Below are 18,946 nucleotides of genomic sequence, written 5' to 3' on the forward strand. Positions count from 1 at the left end.
CGCATGACGAACCCAGGCACCACTCCGGGCACCACCCGACGCACCGTTCTCGCCAGTGCTGCGGCTCTCGGCGCGGCCGCCGCGCTGCCGCTGACGCTCAACGCCGCAGGCACCGCGCACGCGGCGACGGCCACCGTCGTCGACAACGCCGCCTCCCTGCGCGCCCGCTGGCACACACTGCTCACCGGCGGCCCCGGCCTCGACCTGACGGACCCGCAGATCGCCGCGGCCGTGGCCAGGATCGGCAAGGCCGCGACCACCTCGGTCAAAGGCCTCGACCCGGCCCGGACCGACGGGCTGTTCCCCGATCTGACCAGCACCGCGCTCTCCAACCACGTGACGACGTCGTTCAAACGGCTCGCCACGGTCGCGACCGCGTGGGCCGTCCCCGGCACCCCGCAGTACGGCGACACCGCACTGCGCGATCTGCTGCTGGCCGGCCTCGACTGGATGCTGACGAACCGCTACGGCCCCACCCACACCAGGTTCGACAACGACTGGGACTGGGAGATCGGCTCCGCGCTCGCCCTCAACGACGCGACCGTGCTGCTGTACGACGTGCTCGGTACGGAGCGGCTGGGTCGGATCACCGCGGCCGTACGGCACTACACGCCCGACCCGAACCTCTGGCGGGCCGACCGGCAGATCGCGACCGGTGCCAACCGGGTGTGGATCTCCACCGTGGTCGCCGTCAACGCGGTGCTCAGCGACACGGGCGACGATCTGGCCCGGGTCCGTGACGCTCTTTCGGACGTCGAGGGTTCGGGCGCCAACAGTGTCCTCGCCTTCAACGACGCGAGCGCCGCGGCGGAGGGTACCGGCGAGGGCTTCTACTCCGACGGTTCGTTCCTCCAGCACTACAAGCATCCGTACAACGGCGGGTACGGCAAGGAACTGCTGAACAACCTGTCCCGGCTGCTGAACCTCCTCGCCGGTACCACGTGGGCGGTCACCGACCCCGACCTCGACAACATCCGCAGCTGGGTCGACGACGGCTTCGACCCGCTGCTGGTGCGCGGCGACGTGATGGCGTCGGTGTGCGGGCGCGAGATCGCCCGCCCCAGCAAGCAGGGCCATGTGTCGGCGCAGACGGTCATCGAGGCGGTGGTGCGCCTGATCCCGAGCTTCCCCGGCGAGACGGCCGACCGGTTCACCTCCCTGGTCAAGCAGTGGATCGCCGAGGACACCTACCGGGACTTCCTGGCCGTCACCGACCTCGCCTCGCTGGTCGCCGCCCGGCAGGTCATCGCCTCCCCGGTGCCGGCCCGGGGGCCGCTGGTCGCGCACAAGCAGCACCCGCGGATGGACAAGGCGGCCCACCGCCGGCCGTCCTTCTCGCTCGGCATCTCCGCGTACTCGTCCCGGATCTACAACTACGAGTCGATCCAGAACGAGAACCTGCACGCCTGGCACCTCTCCGACGGCATGGTCCTGCTCTACACCGACGACCTCGGGCACTACAGCGAGGACTACTGGCCGACCGTCGACCCGGCCCGGCTGCCCGGCACCACCGTCATCGCCGGGCGCCCGGCGGACGCAGCGGGCCAGCGCACCACCAGCACGGCCGACTGGGCGGGCGGCACAGCACTGCCTGGCACGACGCTCGGCGCGTACGGCATGGAGCTGCGCGCGTACGGCAGTTCGCTGCACGGGCTGAAGAGCTGGTTCTGCCTGGACGATGTGATCGCCTGCGTCGGCTCGGGCATCGGCGCCGACGCGGGCACGGCCGAGACGGTCGTGGAGAACCGGAAGCTGCGGGACCCGAAGGCGGCCCTGATCGTCAACGGCACCGCGGCGCCCACGGACGCCGGCTGGTCGGCCCGCCTCGACAAGGTCCGGTGGCTGCATGTGGCCGGAACCGGCGGCTACATCTTCCCCGAGCCCGCCACGCTGAACGGTCTGCGTGAGGAGCGCACCGCGACCTGGCGCGAGATCAACCTCAAGTACGGCACGGACACCTCGGTCACCCGCCCGTATCTGACGCTCTGGCAGGACCACGGCGCCGCACCGAGCGGGGCGGGCTACTACTGGCTGCAGGCCCCGGCGGCCTCGGCCGAGCGGACCAGGCAGTGGTCGTCCGCGCCGCCGGTGAAGCTGATCGCCCGCTCCACCGCCGTGCACGCGGTACGCCGCTGCGCGGACGGACTGGTCGCCGCGAACTTCTGGACCGCCGGCACCGCGCAGGAGCTGACCTCGGACGGCCCGGCCTCGGTGCTGGTGCGGCCGGACGGGAAGACCGTGAAGGTGTCGCTGTCCGACCCGACACAGCTGCGGTCCTCGGTCGTGCTGGACCTGGCACAGCGTGGCCTGAGCGTCGTCTCCGCCGATCCGGGTGTCAGCGCCGCACCCACCGGCAACGGCATCCGGATCACCGCCGACACCACCGGCCGCCACGGTGCAACCCTCAACCTCACCCTGAAGAGGAGCTAGACCCTTGCTGTTCGACATGCCTCTGGACCGGCTGCACGACTACCGGCCGGAGCCGGAGGAGCCGGCCGACTTCGACGCCTTCTGGGAGAAGACGCTCACCGAGACGGCCCGCCACGACCTGGACGCCGAGTTCGTCCCGTACGACGCCGGGTTCGCGACCATCGACGTGTTCGACGTGACGTTCCGGGGCTGGGGCGGCCAGCCGGTGAAGGCCTGGCTGCTGCTGCCGAAGACGCGTTCCGGCCCGCTGCCCGCCGTGGTCCAGTACATCGGCTACAACGGCGGCCGGGGCATTCCGTACTCCTGGCTGACCTGGAGCTCGCTCGGGTACGCGCATCTGGTGATGGACAACCGGGGCCAGGGCGGTGGCGGCAAGAACACCGCGGACACCCCGGACATCGGGCCGGACGGGCACGGCTCCTCCTCCCCCGGCTTCCTGACCCGCGGCATCGAGGACCCGTACCGCCACTACTACCGGCGGCTGATCACGGACGCGGTGCGGGCGGTGGACGCGGCGAAGGCCCACGAGGCGGTGGACGCCTCGCGGGTGGCGGTGCTCGGCGGCAGCCAGGGCGGCGGGCTCGCGCTGGCCGTCGCCGGCCTGCGGGACGACATCGTGGCCGCCGTCGCCGATGTGCCGTTCCTCTGCCACTACCGGCGCGCCTCGCAGATCACGGACGCCGGACCGTACGCGGAGATCGCCCGCTGGCTGTCCGGGCACCGCTTCCGGATCGATGAGGCGATGGAGACCCTGTCCTACTTCGACGGGGTCAACTTCGCGGCGCGGGCGACCGCCCCGGCGTGGTTCTCGGTCGGCCTGATGGACAAGATCTGCCCGTCGTCCACGGTGTTCGCCGCCTATCACCGCTACGCGGGTCCGGCACAGATCGAGGTGTTCACGTACAACGGGCACGAGGGCGGCGCCGAGTACGACCTGCCGCGCAAGCTCGGCGCGCTGCGGGGCGTGTTCGGCGGGTAGCGGACCACGGTCACCGGCCCAGCGCCGCCATCGCGGCGTTGTGGCCGGGCACCCCGCTGACCCCACCGCCGCGTACCGCACCGGCCCCGCAGAGCAGCACATTGGCGTGTGCCGTCTCCACCCCCCACCGGCCGGTGGACTCCGTGGCGTACGGGAAGGCGAGGTCCCGGTGGAAGATGTGGCCGCCGGGCAGCCGCAAGTCCCGCTCCAGGTCGAGCGGGGTCTTCGCCTCGATGCACGGCTCGCCGTTCTCGTCGCGGGCCAGGCAGTCGGTGACCGGCTCGTCCAGGTGCGCGTCGAGTTGGGCGAGCGTCGCCGCCAGCAGCTCGGCCCGCGTCGCCGCGTTGTCGGCGGCGAAGAGCCGGGCGGGGGTGTGCAGACCGAAGAGGGTGAAGGTCTGGTAGCCGCGGGCGGCCAGGTCCGGGCCGAGGATCGACGGGTCGGTCAACGAGTGGCAGTAGATCTCGGACGGCGGGGCGGCGGGCAGCCGCCCCGCCTCGGCGTCCCGGTAGGCGTCGGCGAGCTGCCCGTACCCCTCGGCGATGTGGAACGTACCGGCGAAGGCCTCGCGCGGGTCGACGGAGCGGTCGCGGAGCCGGGGCAGGCGGGTGAGCAGCATGTTCACCTTCAGCTGCGCGCCCTCGGCCGGGGCAGGCTGTTCGTCCCCGAGGAGGGCGGCGAGCTCCTGCGGCGAGGCGTTGACAAGGACCTTGCGGGCTGCGACGACATGTTCCGCCTCGGGTGAGCGGACGGTGATCTCGGCCCGTGTTCCGTCGGTCTCGATCCGGGTCGCCTCGTGCCGGACCCGGATCTGCGCCCCGGCCTCGCGGGCGGCCCGGGCGAGGGCGTCGGTGAGCGCGCCCATGCCGCCGACGGGGACGTCCCAGTCGCCGGAGCCACCGCCGATGACGTGGTAGAGGAAGCAACGGTTCTGGAGCAGCGACGGATCGTGCGCGTCGGCGAAGGTGCCGATCAGCGCGTCGGTGAGGACGACTCCGCGTACCAGGTCGTCGGTGAAGTTCTTCTCGACGGCGACACCGATGGGCTCCTCGAAGAGCGTCCGCCAGGCCGCCGGGTCACCGATCCGCTCGCGCAGGGCGTCGCGGCCGGGCAGCGGCTCGATGAGGGTCGGGAAGGTCCGTTCGGCGACGCGCCGCGTCATGCCGTAGAACCGCTGCCACGCCTCGTACTCCCGGTCCGAGCCGGTGAGCGCGGCGAAGGAGTCCCGGGTGCGGTCCCCGCCGACGAGCAGCCCGGTGGCACGGCCGCCGCGCACGGTCGGGGTGTACGAGGAGACGGTCCGTTTCCGTACCGCGAAATCCAGTCCGAGGTCGCGGACGATCTTCCGCGGGAGCAGGGACACCAGGTACGAGTAGCGCGACAGGCGGGCGTCGACCCCGTCGAAGGGGCGGGTCGAGACGGCCGCTCCCCCGGTGCCGGCCAGGCGCTCCAGGACCAGGACGGACTGTCCGGCACGGGCGAGGTAGGCGGCGGCGACCAGACCGTTGTGGCCGCCGCCCACGATCACTGCGTCATAGCTGTCGGGTGCGGGCATGACCCTTCGTAGCACGGCGCGATCGCCGCCGGCCAGAGGCCGTGGTGCCCGGTCAGTGCGGCGATGCCTGCTGCCCGCGGCGCAATGCCGCGACCTGCCGGTACAGCTCGACGGCCTCCGGTCCCCGGCCGAGCTGCTCCAGGCAGTGCGCCTCGTCGTTGCGGGCGGCGAGGGCGTCGGGGTGGTCGGCGCCCAGGAGTCGCTCGCGGGCCGCGGCGACCGTGCGGTAGACGGTGAGGGCGTCGGCCCAGCGGCCGAGCCAGCCGAGGCCGACGGCGACCTCGCGGCGGCTGACGAGGGTGTCGGGGTGGTCGGGGCCCAGGGCGCGTTCGCGGATCGCGCACACGTCGCGCGCTTCGGCGAGCGCCTCCTCCCAGCGGGCGAGGCGCCCCAGGTTGACGCCGAGCCCGTGCCGGGCGCGGAGCGTTTCGGGGTCGGTGGGGCCGCCCACTCTGGTCCGGTCCGCCACGAGGGCGCGGTACAGCTCCAAGGCCTCCGCGCTGCGGCCGAGGCGACCGAGGCTGATGCCGACCTCGTAGCGGGCGGAGAGCGTGTCGGGGTGGTCGGCGCCGAGCGATCTCGACCGGGCCTGGGCGACTTCCCGGTACGCCTGCAGGGCCTCCGTCCAGCGCCCGAGCCTGCCCAGTGTGTACGCCACCTCATAGAGCGTGACCAGGGTGTCGGGGTGGTCGGCGCCGAGCAGTCGGCTGCGGGCCGCCGCCACGTCCCTGGCCATCCGGTACGAGTCCTCCAGGCGGCCGAGTCTGCTGAGGTTGAAGGCGAGGTTGTGGCGGCAGCGCAGGGTGTCGGGGTGGTCGGGGCCCATCGACCGTTCCCGGGAGGCGAGAACCGCCGCGTACACCTGATGGGCCTCGAAGTGCCGGCCCAGCTGGCCCAGCACGTACGCCGTCTCCTGGCGGGCTGCCAGGGTCTCCGGGTGGTCGGGGCCCAGGCTGCGCTCGCGGCCCCGGGCGACACGGTCGAACTCCCGCAGGGCGTCCGAGGCGCGTCCGGTGCGGCTGAGGGTGAAGCCGATCTCGTACCGGCTGGAGAGGGTGTCGGGGTGGTCGGGGCCGAGGGCGTGCTCGCGTTCGGCGGCGACAGCGCGGTGCACCTCGCCGGCCTCCTCCCAGTGGCCGAGGCGGCCCAGGTTGAGGCCCGCGCTGTGCCGGCTGGCGAGGACCGACAGCAGTTCCGGCGACGGGGTCGGGCGCTCGGCCCTGACCGGTGGGAGTTCGCCGGTGAGGCTGCGCATGTCGGTGCCGGTGGTCCACTCGCCGGTGAGGCCCGCGGAGTGGTCGGGCGGGGCGAGCCCGGGGTGGGCGCCGCTCGCCTTGTGCCCGGTGGTCATGGAGCGGGCCCAGGCCGGCAACTGCTGCCCCGGGCGTACGACGGGAACGGGCGGGGCGAGCGGTATCTGCCCGGTGGGCGGCAGGTGCGGCTGCTCGCCGGTGCGGCCGATGGCGATCCGCTGCCGGAGGTCGCCCGCGTCGACGGGCCGCTCCTCGGGGGCCTTGGCCAGCAGCTCCAGCACGACGCGGTCGAAGAAACCCGGGAGTTCGGCCCGGTGGGTGCGCAGCGGCCGGGGCTGGGTGTCGCGGTGTCCGACGAGGACGGCCCAGGCGTCGGCGAGGTCGAACGGCGGTGCTCCGGTGGCGATCTCGTACAGCACGCAGCCCAGTGAGTAGAGGTCGCTGCGGTGGTCGACCTGGCCGCCGCTGATCTGCTCGGGCGACATGTAGTGCGGGGTGCCCATGGCAATGCCGGTGCCGGTGAGGCGGGAGGTGAAGCCGATGTCGTGGCCGAGCCTGGCGATGCCGAAGTCGCAGATCTTCACCGTGCCGTCGGCCAGCCGCATGATGTTGGCGGGCTTGAGGTCGCGGTGCACGATGCCCTGCTGGTGGGTGTAGCCGAGGGCATCGGCGACCTGTTCGGCGATGTCGACGACGTCGGGGACCGGCAGTGGATGCTGTTTGTTGTCCTCCAGGAGCTGGCTGAGGTTGCGCCCGTCGAGGAGCTCCATGACCAGGTAGAGGACGCCCTCGTGCTCACCGAAGTCGTGGACGACGGTGACGCCGCGGTGCTGGAGCGCGGCGGCGACCCGGGCCTCGCGGCGGAAGCGTTCGCGCAGGACGCGGGTGAAGGACTGATCGTGCTGGGGCCCCATCGGCTTGAGGCATTTGACGGCGACGTGCCGGCCTAGCGACTCGTCGCGGGCGCGCCACACCTCACCCATGCCTCCGCGCCCGATCAGATCGAGCAGCCGGTACCGGCTCTGGATCAGCCTGGTGTCCGCCATCGCCTGCTGTCGCCCCCGTCGTTACGCCTGCTTCCGCGCCCTCCCCGGCCCGTCCAGTATGGCGGCCCGGCTGCGCAGTTTGTACGGGGTGGGGCGGCTGCCGGGACCGAGTCGGGCCATCGCGTTCAGAATGTGACCGGGCGGGAGTCGCCAGCGCAGCCGGGCGGGGATGCAGCGCAGCGCGGTACCCGCGGTGCGCAGGCGGCGGTCGACGGTGCGCACCGGGGCGACGGGTCTGCCGTAGAGCTCATGGGCGTACGGGGGCAGTGACTGGTAGGCGAGTGCCGCGACGCGCCGCCACAGCAGGGCCCGCGCCGGTACGAGCAGCGCGTGGACGGGCGGCCGGCGCAGGAAGTCGTCGACGTCCAGCGCCTCCGCGGACGCGGCGAGCCGGGGACGCATCCGCTCGAAGTAGGCGGCGAGCTGTGCGGTGGTGGCCGGGACGTCCGCGGGGTCGAGGCCGACGAGGCGGGCGCTGTGGCGGTGTTCGTCGATGTAGCGGTCGGCCTGGGCGTCGGTGAGCGGGAAGCCGGAGCGGCGTTCGACCTGGAGGTAGGAGTCGACCTCCGCGCAGTGCACCCACAGCAGCAGTTCGGGCTCGTCGACGCCGTAGCTCTCCCCGGTCTCCGGGTCGGTGGCCTTGATGAGCCGGTGGATCCTGCGGACCCGGGCACCGGCCTTCTCGGCGGCCTCGGTGGTGCCGTACGTGATCGTTCCGACGAAGCCGGCGGTACGCATCAGCCGCCCCCAGGCGTCCTTGCGGAAGTCGGAGTTCTGCATGACGCCGCGTACGGCGCGCGGGTGCAGCGCCTGGAGGTAGAGCGCCCGGACTCCGGCGACCCACATCATCGGGTCTCCGTGCATCTGCCAGGTGACGGATTCGGGCCCGAAGAGCCCCGGGTCGGCGTCCACCATGCCGCTCGTACCTCCCGCTCGGCGACGTACGTACGCGAAGGATACGTGCGGGCGCCGACACCTCCCATGGCTCCCGCGGGGGCACCGGGATGGTCCGTTGCGGTGCGCTTACGTTCCTCCTAGGGTGACCTCCATGGCCGATACGAGCGGATTATGTCCTTCGGTGCCGCTCATGGGCGTCGAGGAGGAGTACTTTCTCATCGATCCCCTCACCCGTGAAGTCGTCCCGTACGCGGACGATGTGGTGAGGAAGGCCTCGGAGGACCTGGGTGATCTGGTCTCCCGGGAGCTCGGCAGGTACCAGGTGGAGACGAGGACTCCGCCGTGCGGCACCTTCGAGGAACTGCACGGGGAGTTACGGCGATTGCGGACGGCCGTCGGCGCCGCTGCCGAGTCCATGGGAGCCCGTACGGCCGCGGTCGGCGCGGTTCCGCTCGGCGCCCCGATCCCGATGCCGATCAGCGACGACGCCCGCTGCGCGGAGCAGCTGCGGGACTACCGGGGCCTGGTCGACGAGCACGTCATCTGCGCGACCCATGTGCACGTGAGCATCCCGGACCGGGAGAGCGCCGTGCTCGTGAGCAATCATCTGCGTCCCTGGCTTCCGCTTCTGATCGCGCTGTCGGCGAACTCGCCGTTCTTCTGCGGGCGTGACACGGGTTACGCGAGCTGGCGCCGCATGATGTGGCAGCGGTGGCCGGTCTCCGGGCCTCCGCCGTATTTCTCCTCCTACGAGGAGTACGAGAATCTCCTGACGGCGCTGACCGTCAGCGGGACTCTGCCGGACCGTCGCACGCTCTTCTGGGATGTCCGGCTCTCGTCCCGTTACCCGACCATCGAGGTGCGGGCGGCCGATGTCCCCGTGACGGCCGAGGAGAGCGCCCTGCTGGCCATGCTGGTGCGGGCGCTGACCATCACCGCCCTGCGGGCCGTCGAGCAGGGTGACCCCGGCCCCGAACCGCACGCCGAACTGCTGCGGGCGGCGTGCTGGCGAGCGGCGCGCGACGGGCTGCGCGGCGAGAGCATGGATCCGCGCACGGGGCGGCTGTCACCTGCCGACGGCCAGGTCACGTCCCTGCTGCGCCACATCGGCCCCGCTCTGGAGGAGACCGGCGACCGGGAGACCGTCGTCGCGCTGTTCCGGCGGCTGACGGCCACCGGAACGGGGGCCGATCGACAGCGCGCCGTCCATGCTCGCCGCGGTTCGCTCCTCGATGTCGTGGACGCCCTGGTGGACCAGGTCCCGGCCGTCGGGCTGCGCTGAGGTGTTGCTCGGATCAGGTATGGGGGACGACGGCGACGGGGCAGTGCGCGTGATGAATGGCGGCCTGGGCGACGGGGCCCAGGTGTGACGGCGGGGCGAGGTGGTGCTTGCGTCGGCCGACAACCAGCAGCCCGGCGCCGTGGGCGGCCCGCACGACAGCCTTGGCGGGGCTTTCGAGAGCGATGCTGTCGTTCACCTCCACGAGCGGGAACCTGTCACGCCAGGGGCGGAGGATCAGGTCGAGGTGCTTCCGCGCGTCCTGGGTGATTTCTTCCGTCACGTCGTGATCCACGCCCCAGGGCGCGTATGCGGCCACCGGCAGAGTCTGGCCGTGGACCGCGCGAAGAGGTACGCCTCGCGCCACGGCGGTGCCGAAGGCGAATTCGAGGAGGTCGTCGCAGGAGCCGTGCAGTTTCAGTGCCACCACGACACCGCCTTCCACGGCCGGTGCGGCTTGTGGCCCTTCTCCGCTCGTTCCGCCCGTTCCGGCGCGTACCAGGACCACGGGCCCGTCGGCCCGTGCCACGACGGGCATGCTGATGTCTCCGAGGAAATAGCTCTCGACGGGCACGAGGCCGCGCGAACCGAGCACGATCATCGCGGACTCCGACGCCGCTTTCAGCAGCGCGTGCTCGGCGTCGTCGGCAACCAGGCTCCCGACGACGGAAAGACCCGGGTGGCGCCTCTGGAGCTCCGCCCGCGCCTTGTGCACGATCCGCCTGGCCCAGTAGTTCTGATCCATCTCGGCAGGGACGTGGGCCGGCTCCGGCAGCAGCAGAGGCCACGCGTGCAGCAGGCGCAGCGTGAGCTTGCGCCGCTCGGCCTCGTCGGCGGCCCAACGGGCTGCGGCAAGGCTCTCGGGTGAGCCGTCGAGGCCCACGGTGACGACTGACTCCATGGCGACTGTCTCCGTCTCGTAAGTCGTAAGGCCTCGTGAAGGCCGGAATGACGGCAAGGGGGTCCGCCTCCCCGGCCTGCTGTCGTCCCTGTGCCCTTCTCCGGGATCCGCGCCGACGCGCCGATCCCGGCTTCTTCTCATTCGAGGAGTACCGCACATCTCCTGGTGCCGCATGCCGACCCTGATGCGGCTGAAACGCATCCCCACGCCCCTGCGCCGGTTGGCCCACGAGGTGTGGGAGGCCGATAGTGGAGGGAGCCGGGCACCAGCCCTGGAGGGGCGACGCGACGCGACGGGGCCTCTTCCTGCGGAAGCACACATGAAGTCGAAGGCGCACACCGTGCCGCCCGGCCGGGCGGAGCCGTATGGCGCTCCGGGACCGCAGAGTCCGCCCGGTCTGCCCGCCCAGGGCCGGAGGGGCCCACGGCAGGGGCCCGTCGGCCCATGTCCGCGAGCCGACTGCCCAGCGATGCCGGCACCCGGAGAACACAGAGGAGGCCACCGATGAGCGGTTCTCCGACTCGCATCACCGCGGCCCTGCCCGCCGAGTACCGTGCCCGTCTGATGGGGATCGGGCAGGAGGTCAATTTCCCCCAGGGGGTCCGTCTCTTCCGAGAAGGGGACCACGCGGACCGCTTCTGGATCCTGCGCTCAGGCACCGTCACGCTGGACATCCGCGTCCCCGGCAGCGCCCCGGTAGCCATAGAGAGTCTCGGGTCCGGCGAACTGGTCGGCTGGGCCTGGCTGTTCAAGCCCTACATCTGGCACCTCGGAGCAGAGGCGATGACGCCTGTCCGTACCCATGAGTTCGACGCGGCAACCATACGCATGATGATGGACGCGGATCCCGCCTTCGGTTCGGCCATCGGCCATTGGGTCGGGCAGGTCCTCGCCCACCGGTTGCAGGCCACCCGGATCCGTCTGCTCGATCTCTACGCCCCGCACGGCAGCGGCGGGTTCGTGTGAGTGCGCCGTCGTCCCAGCACCCAGGAGTCACGCCCGAGGAGCACCCCATGGCTGCGTCCCCGTACACCGTCAGCGACGTCATGACGCATACGGTTGTGGCCATCGGCCGCGAGGCGTCGTACAAGGAGATCGTCGAGCTGATGCACCAGTGGAGGGTGAGCGCCGTGCCGGTCCTGGAAGGCGAGGGCCGCGTCGTCGGGGTCGTCTCCGAGGCGGACCTGCTGCCGAAGGAGGAGTTCCGGCAGGACGACCCGAAGCGGCCCGCCCAGCTGGAGGAGGCGGCCAAGGCCGACGCCGTGCTGGCCGGGGAGCTGATGTCGAGTCCGGCCGTCACCGTCCACCCCGATGCCACGCTCGCCGAGGCCGCCCGGATCATGGCGCGCAAGCGCGTGAAACGACTGCCCGTCGTGAACGATCTCGGCATGCTGGAGGGCGTCGTGAGCCGCAGCGACCTCTTGAAGGTGTTCCTGCGCCCGGACGAGGAGATCGACGAGGAGATCCGGTCCGCTGTCGTCGCCGAACTGTCTCCCCCGGACCGGGTGGAATTCACTGTGCTGAACGGTGTCGTCACCGTTCGGGGACCTCTCCGGGACCGTTCGCTGGTGCCACTTCTGGCCCGGGCCATTCGCGCGGTCGAAGGCGTCGTGGACGTACGCATGGAACTCGACTGAAGCAGCGACCCCCACTTCGGCTGAACGCCCTTCGGCTGAACGCCGAAGCACCTCGTCGGTGTCCTGGAGTCGTCGCGGCGGGTCATCCGGGCACGAGCACGGCGGCGCCGTTGACCCGGTCGGCCGCCAGGTCACGCAGAGCCCGGTCGGCGCTGCTCAGCGGATACGGGCTGATGGTGACCCGTATGCCGATCCGCGCGGCCGTGTTCAGGAAGTCGCGGCCGTCCTGCCGGGTGTTGGAGGTGACGCTGCGCAGATTCCGCTCCTCGAAGAGGTGGCGCCGGTAATTGAGCACGGGGATGTCGGTGAGGTGGATGCCCGCGACGGCGAGCGTTCCCGAACGGTCCAGTGCCTCCAGTGCCACGGGCACCAGATCGCCCACCGGTGCGAACAGGATCGCCGAATCCAGTGGTTCGGGCGGGCGGTCGTAGGCGTCGCCCACGGAGGAGGCACCGAGGTCGACGGCGAGCTCACGGGCGCGTGCCGAACGGGTCAGCACGTGCACGGTTGCTCCTTCGGCCAGGGCGACCTGCGCCGCCAGATGGGCCGAGGCCCCGAAGCCGTAGATCCCGAGCCGCCCGTCGGGTGGCAGGGCGCTACGGCGCAGAGCGCGGTAGCCGATGATCCCGGCACACAGCAGCGGCGCCAGCAGCGCGGCGTCCTGGTCGTCCGGGAGCGGGTAGGCGTAGTCCGCCGGTACGAGGGTGGCATCGGCGAAACCGCCGTCCGCGTCCCAGCCGGTGTAGAGGGAGGCCGGACAGAGATTCTCGCGACCGGCCCGGCAGTAGCGGCAGTGCCCGCAGGTGCTGCGCAGCCACGCCCCACCGGCTCGGTCACCGACCCGGAAACGCGTGACGGATTCACCGACGGCGGTCACGCGGCCGACGATCTCATGGCCGGGAACGGTCGACGCCCGGTGCGGGCGCAGGTCCCCCTCGGCAAGGTGCAGGTCCGTGCGGCAGACGCCACACGCCTCCACCCGCAGCAGCAGCTCACCGGGCCCCGGCGGGGGCACAGCACGCTGCACGGACACCAGCGGACCGTCCGCGATCGGACCGGGACTCCGAACAGCCCACCCGGTCAGCACGTTCGGAGCCGACGCGCGCGCCATGCTCCCAGCCTGGCGCCGGCCGACAGCTCCGGCAAACGCTCGCCGCAGGAACGGCGGGCGGCATGCGCTCACCGCCGTACGCGCGGCATCCCCAGGCCGATCCACGAGATGATTTCCCGCTGGATCTCGTTGTTGCCGCCGCCGAAGGTGAAGATGACGGCGGAGCGGTATCCGCGTTCGAGTTCGCCGTGCAGCACGGCGCCCGCCGACCCTTCCTTGAGCGGTCCCGCCGAGCCGACGATCTCCATCAGCCAGGCGTAGGCGTCGCGGCGTGCCTCGGAGCCGTAGACCTTCACGGCGGAGGCGTCCTGCGGGGTGAGGGTCGCGTTCTGTACCGCGGACACCATCTGCCAGTTCAGGAGTTTCATGGCGTCGAGCCTGGTGTGGGTGCGGGCCAGCAGGGCGCGGACCCAGCCGAGGTCGATCACGCGGCGCCCGTCGGCGAGCCGGGTGTCCGCCGCCCAGCGCTGGACGTTGTGGAGGGCGCGGATCGCCATGGTGCCGTGGGCGGCGAGGGTGACGCGTTCGTGGTTGAGCTGGTTGGTGATGAGCCGCCAGCCCTGGTTCTCGTCGCCGACGCGGCGCGAGACGGGGACGCGGATGTTCTCGTAGTAGCTGGCGGTGGTGTCGTGCGAGGCGAGGGTGTTGATCAGGGTGCAGGAGTAGCCGGGATCCGTGGTCGGGACGAGCAGCATGGTGATGCCCTTGTGCGGCGCCGCGTCCGGGTCGGTGCGGACGGCGAGCCAGACCCAGTCCGCGGTGTCGCCGTTGGTCGTCCAGATCTTCTGCCCGTTGACGACATACTCGTCGCCGTCGCGCACGGCCCGGGTCTTGAGGGCTGCGAGGTCGGTGCCCGCGTCGGGTTCGCTGTATCCGATCGCGAAGTCGATCTCGCCGGCGAGGATCTTCGGCAGGAAGTACGCCTTCTGCTCGTCGGTGCCGTACCGCATGATCGTCGGGCCCACGGTGTTGAGGGCCATCAGCGGCAGCGGGACGCCCGCCTGCGCGGCCTCGTCGAAGAAGATGAACTGTTCCATCGGGGACAGTCCGCGTCCGCCGTACTCCACCGGCCAGCCGACCCCGAGCCAGCCGTCGGTGCCGAGGCGGCGGATCGTCTCCCGGTAGAAGGTCTTCTGGGCCGCGGGGGCGGCGTAACGCGCGTATGCGTCGTCGGGGACCAGTGCGGCGAAGTAGGTGCGCAGCTCGGCGCGCAACTGCTGCTGTTCAGGCGTGTATTCGAGGTGCACGGCCCCTCCGGGAGTCTCGCGGTCGCGTCGTCCGTGTGCGGCGGCACACAGTAGAACGTGTTGCAAGAATCCGGAAGGGCCGGGGCGGTTCCGGCGGGGTCAGCGCTTGACGGCTCGCAGGACGACGAACTTCGGGTCGCCTGCGACCGTGACGCAGTTGCCGAAGATACGGCGGAGCCGGGTGTGGTAGCCGAGGTGCCGGTTGCCGACGACCCACAGTTCGCCACCGGGCCGCAGTGCGTCGCGGGCCCCGTGGAACATGGTGCGGGCCGTCGCGTCGGTGGTGGCCTGGTGGGAATGGAACGGCGGGTTGTTGAGCACCAGGTCCACACTGGCGGCCGGCAGTTCCGCCAGCCCGTCGCCGACGACGAACTCGGCCTTGGCGTCCGGGCCGGCGTTGGCCCGGAAGGTCTCCTCGGCGGAGGCGACCGCCTGGTACGACTCGTCGATGAAGGTGACCGTCGCCTCGGAATTGGCGAGCGCCGCGGACAGCCCGACGACGCCGTTTCCGCAGCCGAGGTCGACGACCCGGTCGGGGCCGCTGCGCACGGGGAGGTGGCCGAGGAAGAACCGGGTGCCGATGTCGAGGCGCTCGGCGCAGAAGATCCCGGCGTGGTTGGTGACGGTCCGGCCGGAGACCGGCCCGAGCCCTTCGGGCAGGTCGTAGCGGTACGGCCAGGGGCTGGGGGTACGGGCCGTTCCCGGGCCCGGGGTGCAGAAGATCAGCCGGGCCTTCTTGACCGCGAGGGATGTGCGGGTAGGACCGATGATCCGCTCGAAGAGCTTGAGGGTGGAGGTGTGGATCTCCTTGACCATCCCGGTGCCGATGACGACGGTGCCGGGGTGGACGGCCGGCGCGAGCCGGTGCAGCTGGTCCTCCAGGAGTGCGAGGCTCTTCGGGACACGTACCAGCAGGACGTCGATACGGTCCGGCGGCGCGTCCCTGGCCGACAGCAGGCGTACCGCGTCCGCGTCCACGCCATTGCGGTCCAGGTTCGCCAGGGTCGCGCGCTGCGCCAGGTAGGAGTCGGTGATCTGTACGGGCCGGTGCCCGGCCAGTACGGTGCTCAGCGCGCCCCAGCGGTCGCCCACCACGACCACGGCGCCCGACAGATCGACCGGATCCGCGCCGTCGGCCCCTTCCAGCCGCCGCAGCAGATACTCGTCGGCAGCGTCCCAGGCGCGGAACGGGTCGCGCGGGTCCTCGGGGTAGCGGGCGAGATCGAACCCGGCCCCTGACGTCGTCAAACGGTTCATTGTGCACCCAGGCTAGCCGAGCCGCGGGGAGCGCCCACACACTCCCCGCGCGCCGGCCACCGGGCCGCTGCGCCCCGCTACGGCAGCACCTTCTCGATCGCCGACCGGCCCTCCCGGGCGAGCCTGCGCTCCGCCCACTCAAGATTCTTCGGAGTCAGGTCCCGCCCGGAGGCGAGCACCAAGTCCTCCGCCGACGAATTGTCGCTGCCGCCGGTGTGCAAGAGGCTGTCGGGAGTCACTCCCCGAGATGCGGATACGGATTCGGGCTCGTCGCTCATGCCGCCTCCTCGTCCTTTCGGTCATTCTCGCCCCGCGCCCGGCCCACCGCATCCGAGGCCCCCGCGATCCGCTCCGGACGTCACGATCAAGCCATCACTTGACCTGCACATGATAGGTACACGGTGTTCACACCACGGTCACGGTGCGTGTGGAAGGCTCCCGCCTACCACGTACCACACGACCGCCGCGGCGCCGCCCCCCACCTGGTGACGGTGTCGTGGCGCACGCATTTTCGGAGAGGACACCCCACATGTCCCGTCGTCACCTTCGTTACCGGCGCCCGCTGCTGGCGACCCTTGCCGCCTTCGCGGTGCTCGGCGGCACCGCCGCCGCCGCACCGGCCGCCACACCCGAGGCCACGCCCACCACCGCGACCCCGCTCCGGGCACTCGACGACACGTACTACCAGGACGCGCTCGGCAAGACCGGCACCCAGCTGAAGAGCGCACTGCACGAGATCATCAGCGACCAGACCAAGCTCTCCTACAGCCAGGTCTGGACCGCCCTCAAGGACACCGACGAGGACCCCTCCAACAGCTCGAACGTGATCGAGCTCTACACCGGCCGCTCCCTGTCCAAGAACTCCAACGGCGGCTCGGTCGGGGACTGGAACCGCGAGCACGTCTGGGCCAAGTCCCACGGCGACTTCGGCACCGCCACCGGCCCCGGCACCGACATCCACCACCTGCGCCCGGAGGATGTCACCGTCAACTCGATCCGCGGCAACAAGGACTTCGACAACGGCGGCAGCTCGGTCAGCGGCGCACCGGGCAACTACACCGACAGCGACTCCTTCGAGCCGCGCGACGCGGTCAAGGGCGATGTGGCCCGCATGATCCTCTACATGGCGGTGCGCTACGAGGGCGACGACTCCTTCGCCGACCTGGAACCCAACGAAAGCGTGTCCAACGGCTCCGCCCCGAACATCGGCCGGCTGTCGGTACTGAAGGCGTGGAGCCAGGAGGACCCGCCGGACACCTTCGAGAAGCGGCGCAACGACGTCATATTCGACCAGTACCAGCACAACCGGAACCCGTTCATCGATCACCCCGAGTGGGTCGAGTCCATCTGGTAGACCCGACCGCCCCGGACAACCGGCGGACAACCGCCGGACCGGTTGCCGTCCCCGTCACGTCGCCGGCCCACCCGGCGACGTGACGGTGCGGGCCGGCGGCACTCAGTCGGCCGTGCCGCTGGTGCACCAGGCCACGGCCTCCTCACGGGTGGCGAAGCACCGCAGGGCCGTCGGCCCGTCCTGCCGTCCGGGGCCAGGCGGGGTGAGCCGGCGCGCCGGGTCGGCGACGGCGGTGCGCACCCCGTCCGCCGCGATCCGGCCGAGCCCGCTGCGCAGCATCGCCCGGGCCACCCTGTCGATGCCGGTCACCTGCCGCAGGTCCAGCACGACCGGCCCCGCCTCCCCAGGGCGCGACTCGTCCAGCGCGTACAGCACCCGCTCGGCCGCGGTGAAGTCGATGGCCCCCTGGGCGGCCACCACCGCGCCCCGTTCACGCGGGGCACGGTCCCGTGGCGCGGCCCCGGCGGCGGGCAGCTCGTCGGCGGTGGCGACGAGCGTGACGGTGGAGCCGGCCAATGCCGGATTGTGCATCAGATGCAGGCCGAGCCGCTCCGACAGGGCGCCGAGCGCGGCGCGCCCGCGTACCGAGGTGCCGGTCGGGTCCAGCCGCGGGCTGTACGTCGCCAGGCCGAACCTCGCGGGACCGGCGGCGATCAGCCCGCCGGACACGCCGCTCTTCGCCGGCAGCCCGACGCGCAGCAGCCAGTCGCCCGAGGCGTCGTACATGCCGCAGGTCGCCATCACCGCCAGCACCTGCGCGGCTACCGGCTCCGGGACCACCGCCTCGCCGGTGAGCGGGTTCACGCCGCCGTGCGCGAGGGTGGCGGCCATCGCGGCCAGGTCGAGCGCGGTGACCCGTACCGCGCACTGCCTGAAGTACGTCTCGACCGCCGCGACCGGGTCGACGGGCAGCGGACCGGTGCTCCGGATCAGATAGGCGAGGGCGCGGTTGCGGTCGCCGGTGGCGGCCTCGGAGGCGTACACCTGCTCGTCCACGTCCAGCCGTCGGCCGGCGAACCGGCTCAGGCAGTCGAGGATGCGGTCGAACCTCGGGGCGTCGGGGGTGTCGGGGATCAGCGCGGTGGTGATGATGGCCCCCGCGTTGACCATGGCGTTGTCGGGCCGGCCGGTGTCCGGTTCCAGGCTGATGGCGTTGTACGCCTCCCCGCTGGGCTCGGCATTGACCCAGCGGCACACCTCGTCGAGCCCGAGGACGGACAGGGCGAGCGCGTAGACGAACGGTTTCGACACGGACTGCATGGTGAATGGGGCGTCGGCGTCACCCGCGCTGTAGCGGTGGCCGTCCATGCTGATCAGCGCCAGCCCGAACGCATCCGGCTCGGTCCGCGCCAATTGCGGGATGTAGTCGGCGAGTTGACCGTCCCGCAGTCCGGTGAACCGTGTGTGCAGTTCACGCAGGGCGTCGGTGACGGCCTCGGCGGCGGCGCTCACCGGACCTTCCACACGGTGAGCGTGGACATCGCTCGTACCTCCCTGGGCCCAGGACAAGAGCTCGCCCGCAGGACGAGAACTCGCTCATATTAGGAGTGAAAGGAATGAATCGACGGCAGGCATGCGGGCCCGGGGGGCCGCTGGGACACTGGAGAGGCCCCCGATCGAATCCCGGGCCGGGCCCCGGGCTGATCCCAGGGAGAGGAGTGACCGCACCATGCCACGCGGATCCAACGCCAAACGGGAACGGCAGTACGAACACATCAAGGAGAGCGCGCAGGAGCGCGGGGTCAGCGAGGAACGGGCCGAGGAGATCGCAGCCCGTACGGTCAACAAGGCACGCGCCCGCGCCGGGGAATCGAGGACGGCGAGCCGTACCTCCATCGAGGACATGTCGTCCTCGCGGCGCGGCGGTCTGCGCTCCCACAGCGGAGCGGAAGGGCCGACCCGCGACCAGCTCTACGAAGAGGCGAAGAGGAAGAACATCCACGGACGGTCGCACATGACGAAGGCCGAGCTGGCACGGGCGGTCGGCCGCTGAGCCGACG

Annotated in this window: 16 protein-coding genes; 7 read left to right on the plus strand and 9 right to left on the minus strand. The window is 71.5% G+C overall.

All coding sequences use genetic code 11. The features are described 5' to 3' along the window. Positions 1–3 precede the first annotated feature (3 nt). Together OG978_RS04350 and OG978_RS04355 are read left to right on the plus strand one after the other, a co-directional pair. Complete coding sequence (locus OG978_RS04350; RefSeq protein ID WP_326763889.1) at positions 4–2,430, plus strand: polysaccharide lyase 8 family protein; 2,427 nt, start codon at positions 4–6, stop codon at positions 2,428–2,430. Positions 2,431–2,434: 4 nt separating this feature from the next. Then, positions 2,435–3,409, plus strand: coding sequence for an acetylxylan esterase (locus OG978_RS04355; protein WP_326763890.1), 975 nt, complete (start codon positions 2,435–2,437; stop codon positions 3,407–3,409). A gap of 10 nt (positions 3,410–3,419) precedes the next feature. On the opposite strand, the gene OG978_RS04360 is transcribed toward OG978_RS04355, so the two are convergent. From OG978_RS04360 to OG978_RS04370, 3 genes are read right to left on the minus strand one after another with little or no spacing between them, the layout of a single operon-like run. Continuing rightward, positions 3,420–4,964 carry a phytoene desaturase family protein gene (locus tag OG978_RS04360; protein WP_326763891.1) on the minus strand — a complete coding sequence of 515 codons (1,545 nt, stop codon included), beginning with the start codon at positions 4,962–4,964 and terminating at the stop codon, positions 3,420–3,422. Between the two features lie 52 nt (positions 4,965–5,016). Then, positions 5,017–7,263: a serine/threonine-protein kinase gene (locus OG978_RS04365; RefSeq protein ID WP_326763892.1), complete on the minus strand. Its 2,247-nt coding sequence runs from the start codon at positions 7,261–7,263 to the stop codon at positions 5,017–5,019. A 21-nt stretch (positions 7,264–7,284) separates the two neighbouring features. Beyond that, the gene (locus OG978_RS04370) at positions 7,285–8,178 is read right to left on the minus strand and encodes an oxygenase MpaB family protein (protein ID WP_326763893.1); all 894 of its coding nucleotides are present in this window, start codon (positions 8,176–8,178) and stop codon (positions 7,285–7,287) included. A 133-nt stretch (positions 8,179–8,311) separates the two neighbouring features. Here OG978_RS04370 and OG978_RS04375 point away from each other — a divergent pair, with 133 nt between their 5' ends. Then, positions 8,312–9,442: a carboxylate-amine ligase gene (locus tag OG978_RS04375; protein WP_326763894.1), complete on the plus strand. Its 1,131-nt coding sequence runs from the start codon at positions 8,312–8,314 to the stop codon at positions 9,440–9,442. A gap of 13 nt (positions 9,443–9,455) precedes the next feature. Here the strand turns inward: OG978_RS04375 and OG978_RS04380 are convergent, their stop codons facing one another. Next, entirely contained in the window at positions 9,456–10,340 is an 885-nt protein-coding gene (locus OG978_RS04380; RefSeq protein ID WP_326763895.1) for a universal stress protein, read from the minus strand. A gap of 504 nt (positions 10,341–10,844) precedes the next feature. Between OG978_RS04380 and OG978_RS04385 the strand changes: the two genes are divergently transcribed. Continuing rightward, positions 10,845–11,306 (plus strand): cyclic nucleotide-binding domain-containing protein, encoded by a 462-nt coding sequence (locus tag OG978_RS04385; protein ID WP_326763896.1) that lies wholly within the window; start codon positions 10,845–10,847, stop codon positions 11,304–11,306. 47 nt (positions 11,307–11,353) lie between these two features. Next, complete coding sequence (locus tag OG978_RS04390) at positions 11,354–11,977, plus strand: CBS domain-containing protein (protein WP_326763897.1); 624 nt, start codon at positions 11,354–11,356, stop codon at positions 11,975–11,977. Positions 11,978–12,059: 82 nt separating this feature from the next. Here OG978_RS04390 and OG978_RS04395 read toward each other — a convergent pair whose 3' ends face one another. The 4 genes from OG978_RS04395 to OG978_RS04410 all read right to left on the minus strand — a co-directional run bounded on the left by OG978_RS04395 (position 12,060) and on the right by OG978_RS04410 (position 15,870). After that, positions 12,060–13,061 (minus strand): zinc-dependent alcohol dehydrogenase family protein, encoded by a 1,002-nt coding sequence (locus tag OG978_RS04395; RefSeq protein WP_442817819.1) that lies wholly within the window; start codon positions 13,059–13,061, stop codon positions 12,060–12,062. Positions 13,062–13,156: 95 nt separating this feature from the next. Continuing rightward, a complete protein-coding gene (locus OG978_RS04400) occupies positions 13,157–14,335 on the minus strand; it encodes an acyl-CoA dehydrogenase family protein (RefSeq protein WP_326763899.1) in 1,179 nt (392 codons plus the stop codon). A 99-nt stretch (positions 14,336–14,434) separates the two neighbouring features. Then, positions 14,435–15,592, minus strand: a complete 1,158-nt coding sequence (locus tag OG978_RS04405) for a methyltransferase (protein ID WP_326763900.1) — start codon at positions 15,590–15,592, stop codon at positions 14,435–14,437. 77 nt (positions 15,593–15,669) lie between these two features. After that, a complete protein-coding gene (locus OG978_RS04410; protein WP_326763901.1) occupies positions 15,670–15,870 on the minus strand; it encodes a hypothetical protein in 201 nt (66 codons plus the stop codon). Positions 15,871–16,121: 251 nt separating this feature from the next. Between OG978_RS04410 and OG978_RS04415 the strand changes: the two genes are divergently transcribed. Continuing rightward, the gene (locus tag OG978_RS04415; protein WP_326763902.1) at positions 16,122–16,946 is read left to right on the plus strand and encodes an endonuclease I family protein; all 825 of its coding nucleotides are present in this window, start codon (positions 16,122–16,124) and stop codon (positions 16,944–16,946) included. A gap of 102 nt (positions 16,947–17,048) precedes the next feature. Here OG978_RS04415 and glsA read toward each other — a convergent pair whose 3' ends face one another. Continuing rightward, positions 17,049–18,410: a glutaminase A gene (gene glsA, locus OG978_RS04420; RefSeq protein ID WP_326763903.1), complete on the minus strand. Its 1,362-nt coding sequence runs from the start codon at positions 18,408–18,410 to the stop codon at positions 17,049–17,051. Positions 18,411–18,615: 205 nt separating this feature from the next. Between glsA and OG978_RS04425 the strand changes: the two genes are divergently transcribed. Next, on the plus strand, positions 18,616–18,939 hold the full coding sequence (locus tag OG978_RS04425) for a plasmid stabilization protein (RefSeq protein WP_326763904.1): 324 nt from the start codon (positions 18,616–18,618) through the stop codon (positions 18,937–18,939). Positions 18,940–18,946 lie beyond the last annotated feature (7 nt).

The sequence above is a fragment of the Streptomyces sp. NBC_01591 genome (genome assembly GCF_035918155.1).
Classification (GTDB): domain Bacteria; phylum Actinomycetota; class Actinomycetes; order Streptomycetales; family Streptomycetaceae; genus Streptomyces.